The organism is uncultured Aquabacterium sp., from assembly GCF_913773725.1.
GTDB lineage: Bacteria > Pseudomonadota > Gammaproteobacteria > Burkholderiales > Burkholderiaceae_C > Aquabacterium.
In genome coordinates, this window is record NZ_CAJYGK010000070.1 from 1 (window position 1) to 4,102 (window position 4,102).

At 65.4% G+C, this 4,102-nt stretch carries 6 protein-coding genes; 2 read left to right on the forward strand and 4 right to left on the reverse strand.

The window, feature by feature from the left end:
• Window positions 1-421 precede the first annotated feature (421 nt).
• From arsC to QZ709_RS08405, 4 genes are read right to left on the reverse strand one after another with little or no spacing between them, the layout of a single operon-like run.
• Window positions 422-844: an arsenate reductase (glutaredoxin) gene (gene arsC / locus QZ709_RS08390; RefSeq protein ID WP_011804686.1), complete on the reverse strand. Its 423-nt coding sequence runs from the start codon at window positions 842-844 to the stop codon at window positions 422-424.
• 16 nt (window positions 845-860) lie between these two features.
• Window positions 861-1,937: an ACR3 family arsenite efflux transporter gene (gene arsB, locus QZ709_RS08395; RefSeq protein ID WP_023108447.1), complete on the reverse strand. Its 1,077-nt coding sequence runs from the start codon at window positions 1,935-1,937 to the stop codon at window positions 861-863.
• A gap of 10 nt (window positions 1,938-1,947) precedes the next feature.
• Window positions 1,948-2,442, reverse strand: a complete 495-nt coding sequence (locus QZ709_RS08400) for an arsenate reductase ArsC (protein ID WP_011804684.1) — start codon at window positions 2,440-2,442, stop codon at window positions 1,948-1,950.
• Between the two features lie 2 nt (window positions 2,443-2,444).
• Window positions 2,445-2,783: a helix-turn-helix domain-containing protein gene (locus QZ709_RS08405; RefSeq protein ID WP_220638725.1), complete on the reverse strand. Its 339-nt coding sequence runs from the start codon at window positions 2,781-2,783 to the stop codon at window positions 2,445-2,447.
• Between the two features lie 150 nt (window positions 2,784-2,933).
• Between QZ709_RS08405 and QZ709_RS08410 the strand changes: the two genes are divergently transcribed.
• Window positions 2,934-3,500, forward strand: coding sequence for a PilL N-terminal domain-containing protein (locus QZ709_RS08410; protein WP_011804682.1), 567 nt, complete (start codon window positions 2,934-2,936; stop codon window positions 3,498-3,500).
• On the forward strand, window positions 3,497-4,102 hold a 606-nt coding region (locus QZ709_RS08415; protein WP_294636839.1), incomplete at its 3' end, for a hypothetical protein. The genes QZ709_RS08410 and QZ709_RS08415, both read left to right, overlap by 4 nt.

The following is a 4,102-nucleotide window of genomic DNA, read 5'->3' on the forward strand; positions in this document are numbered from 1 at the left end:
TACACGACGCTCTTCCGATCTCTTGCCCTGGGTCGGGCGCACCGCGCCGACCGACAGCGGAATCCAGTCGATTTGCGTCTTCATCAGGCCGGTCATCGCGCCGTGGCGCTCCGGCGAACTCCACACCATGCCTTCGGCCCATTGCACCAGTTCGTGCAGTTCCTTCACCTTGGGGTGATCGGCTGGCGCATCGTCCACCAGCGGCAGGCCGGACGGATTGAACAATCGGGTCTCGCCGCCCAGCGCCCGCAGGATGCGCGCCGCTTCTTCGGCGGCGAGGCGGCTGAACGAGCGTTCTCGCAGCGAGCCGTAGAGCAGCAGGAAGCGCGGCGCGTGCGTGACCCGTGCCGGCGCGAACAGGTGTTCGGTGTCCGATTGCTGGAACAGCGCCGCGTCGATGTTCGGCAGGTCGAGACGGGATTCAGACACGGCGGCCATCCTGATCGACCACCGGTTCGCCGTCTTCCTTGCTGAACGCGCCGCGCTGCGGCTGCGGCAGCAGGTCGAGCACGGCTTCCGAAGGCCGGCACAGGCGCGTGCCTAGCGGCGTGACCACGATAGGCCGGTTGATGAGGATGGGATGCTGGAGCATGAAGCCGATCAGGTCGTCGTCGCTCCACTTCGGGTTGCCCAGGTCGAGTTCGGCATAGGGCGTGCCTTTCTCGCGCAGCACGTCTCGCACCGGAACGCCCATCGCCGCGATCAGCGCCTGGAGCGTGTCGCGGTCGGGCGGCGTTTTCAGGTACTCGATGATGGTCGGTTCCTCGCCGCTGTTGCGGATCAGGCCCAGCACGTTGCGCGAGGTGCCGCAGGCTGGGTTGTGGTAGATCGTGATGGTGCTCATGGATGCCTCTTGGAGATTACGAAGTGGTCGCGCGGCGTTCGTACCAGCCGCGTGAGCGATTGACCACGCGCACCACCAGCAGCATGACCGGCACCTCGATGAGCACGCCGACCACTGTTGCGAGTGCTGCGCCGGAATGGAAGCCGAACAGGCTGATGGCGGCGGCCACGGCCAGCTCGAAGAAGTTGCTGGCACCAATCAACGCGGATGGCCCCGCGACGCAGTGCTTTTCGCCCGCCTGGCGGTTGAGCCAGTACGCCAGACCGGAATTGAAGAACACCTGGATCAGGATCGGCACCGCCAGCATGGCGATCACCAGCGGCTGCCGGATGATGGCCTCGCCCTGGAAGGCGAACAGCAGCACCAGCGTCAGCAACAGCGCGGCGATGGACAACGGGCCGATGCGTTCCAGTGTTCGATCGAACACGGCCTGCCCCTTGCTCAGCAGCGCCCGGCGCCAGAGCTGGGCCAGGATGACCGGAATGACGATGTACAAACCCACCGACACCAGCAAGGTGTCCCACGGCACCGTGATCGACGACAGGCCCAGCAGCAGGCCGACGATGGGTGCGAAGGCGAACACCATGATGGTGTCGTTCAAGGCCACTTGCGACAGCGTAAATACCGGATCACCGCCAGTCAGCCGACTCCAAACGAAAACCATTGCGGTACACGGTGCAGCAGCCAACAGGATCAGGCCGGCGATATAGCTGTCGAGCTGATCGGCGGGCAGCCAGTCGGCAAAGACGTGGCGGATGAAGATCCACGCCAGCAGCGCCATTGAGAACGGCTTGACGGCCCAATTGATGAACAGCGTGACCCCCATGCCCCGCCAATGCTGGCGCACCTGGCCGAGCGCGGCGAAGTCCACCTTCAGCAGCATGGGGATGATCATTACCCAGATCAGCAGGCCGACCGGCAGGTTGACCTGGGCAATCTCCATGCGGCCGATGGCCTGGAATGCGGCGGGCGCGAACTGGCCGAGCGCGATGCCGGCGACGATGCACACCGCCACCCATAGCGTCAGGTAACGCTCAAAACCGCTCATCGCGGAGTTTGCGGGCGCGGTGCCGGCGGTATTGGTTGCACTCATCGCGCGGGCCTCACTGACGGCCGATGTCGCGCAATTCGCGCTGCAACGACATGGCATCGAGACTTTTGATCGGCAGCGACAGGAACAACTCGATGCGTCGGCGCAGCGTCATGGCGGTGTCGAAGAATGCTTTGCTTTGTCGTTCCTGGGTGCCTTCCACCGCGGCCGGGTCAGGCACGCCCCAATGCGCCGAAACCGGCTTGCCCGGCCACAGCGGACAGGCCTCGCCGGCGGCGTTGTCGCAGACAGTGAAGATGAAATCGAACACCGGCGCATCGGGCTTCAAGAATTCGTCCCAGCTCTTGCTGCGGTAGCCCGTTGTCGGCAGGTGCAGCCGCTCTAGCGTAGCGAGCGCCAGCGGGTGAACCTCGCCTTTCGGATGGCTGCCTGCCGACCAGGCGTGAAACCGCCCCTGGCCTATGTCGTTGAGGATGCCTTCGGCGAGGATGGAGCGGGCCGAATTGCCCGTACAGATGAACAAGGCGTTGTAAGTGGTATCGGTCATGGTCAGCAGCAGGTCTTGGATGGAGAAACCTCGCATACGCCACCTTGGCAGCAATGCTCGGTCAGGTAACCGATCAGACCGTCCATGCGGCCGTACTCGGCGCGATAAATCAGGTTGCGACCCTGCTGCTCGATGCTGACGAGGCCAGCATGGGCCAGCTCCTTCAAGTGGAACGACAAGGTGTTGCGGGCCACGTCGAGCTGGTCGGCTAGCGTGCTCGGGGTCAGTCCGCCCGGCCCAGCAACGACCAAGGCGCGGAACACGCGCAGGCGCTGGGTGTGAGCCAGGGCGTTTAAGGCGGAAATGGCTTGATCTTCTTGCATGATTCGATAATACAACAAGTATTGAATCAATGTGCAAACCACGGTTGGGTTTGCGGGTTGCGCTATGTGTTGGACTGCAAAAGCGGGTAGCTCCGAGTTCGCATTCCTGACTGACCGCGCCGCCGCGCGCGGCCAAGGTATCGGCATCGCAACAGAAGAGCCGATGCCATGCCCGCAATCCATGTATCCCGGCACCTGGTCGGCGCCGGCCTCCTGGCCGCAGCCTTGGCCAGCGGCTGCGCGACCACCACGGCGCCGCTCGCACCCGATGCCATCGAGGAAGTCTCGGCCGCGCCCGAACCCGAGGCGCCCGAGTACATCCCGGTCGTGCGCTACGGCCGCTACACCCTGGTCGAGTTGGCACCCACGGCGGCGCAGCGCGACCTGCTGTTGCAGACCATCGACGTGTCCATGCCCGAGGATGCCCGCGCCACGGTTGGCGACGGGCTGCGGCATGTGCTCAAGCGCAGCGGCTATGGCCTTTGCGAGACCGCGCATGCCGTGATCGAGCTGTACGCGCTGCCGTTGCCTGCGGCACATCTGCACCTCGGCCCTATGACCTTGCGCGATGCGCTACTCACCCTTGCCGGCCCGGCCTGGGACCTGCACGCCGATGACCGGACGCGACAGGTCTGCTTCGAGCGGCACGGCCGCGATGCAGATGCCGATCCGGTTCCCGAACCACTCGCCACCGAGGCGGTGCAGACGTTCCCGCTCGCGGGAGGTCAGCCATGAACAACGCACCACGGCCTTCCCAGCGCTCGACCGCCGCCGTGATCGTGCAGAGCCTGCTCTGGCTTTGGCTGATCGGCCTGAGCGTCTTCGTTGCCCTGAACCACCAGGCGATGAATGGCCTGGCCGACCAGGAACGGGTGGATTCCGGCCTGCAGCAGCTCGAAGCACAGGTGGTCGGGCTGACCGAGACCGTACAGCAGCGGCCGGCTACCGCAACCGCGGCGGAATTGCAGCACATCCGGCAGGCGCTGGAAGCCCGCATCGCGCAGGTTGAACAGGCGCTGGGCGGCCATGCCTCCAACGACGACCTTCAGGCCCTGCGCGCCGAGGTCGAGCAGGCCAAGGCTCGCCAAGCGACGGTTCGTGCCGCTGTGCCTGCGCAGCCGCGCTCACCAAGCAAGGCCGCCGCCAAACCTGAGCCTTTCCCGTTGCCGCTCCGCATCGTGGGTGCCGAACTGCGAGCCGGCCAGCGCAGCCTTTCCGTTGCACCAGCGACGGGCGAGTTCACTGCCGACCAGGTTCACGTGCTGCTGCCCGGCGATGCGGTCGGCCCGTGGCGCTTGCAGGCGATCGAGGGCAACACCGCCGTCTTCCAGGCCGGC

What these genes read in the sequence shown, in the direction of transcription:
- QZ709_RS08410 (WP_011804682.1), top strand. Translation starts at nt 2,934, where the DNA reads ATGCCCGCAATCCATGTATCCCGGCACCTGGTCGGCGCCGGCCTCCTG.
- arsB (WP_023108447.1), bottom strand. Translation starts at nt 1,937, where the DNA reads ATGAGTGCAACCAATACCGCCGGCACCGCGCCCGCAAACTCCGCGATG.
- arsC (WP_011804686.1), bottom strand. Translation starts at nt 844, where the DNA reads ATGAGCACCATCACGATCTACCACAACCCAGCCTGCGGCACCTCGCGC.
- QZ709_RS08400 (WP_011804684.1), bottom strand. Translation starts at nt 2,442, where the DNA reads ATGACCGATACCACTTACAACGCCTTGTTCATCTGTACGGGCAATTCG.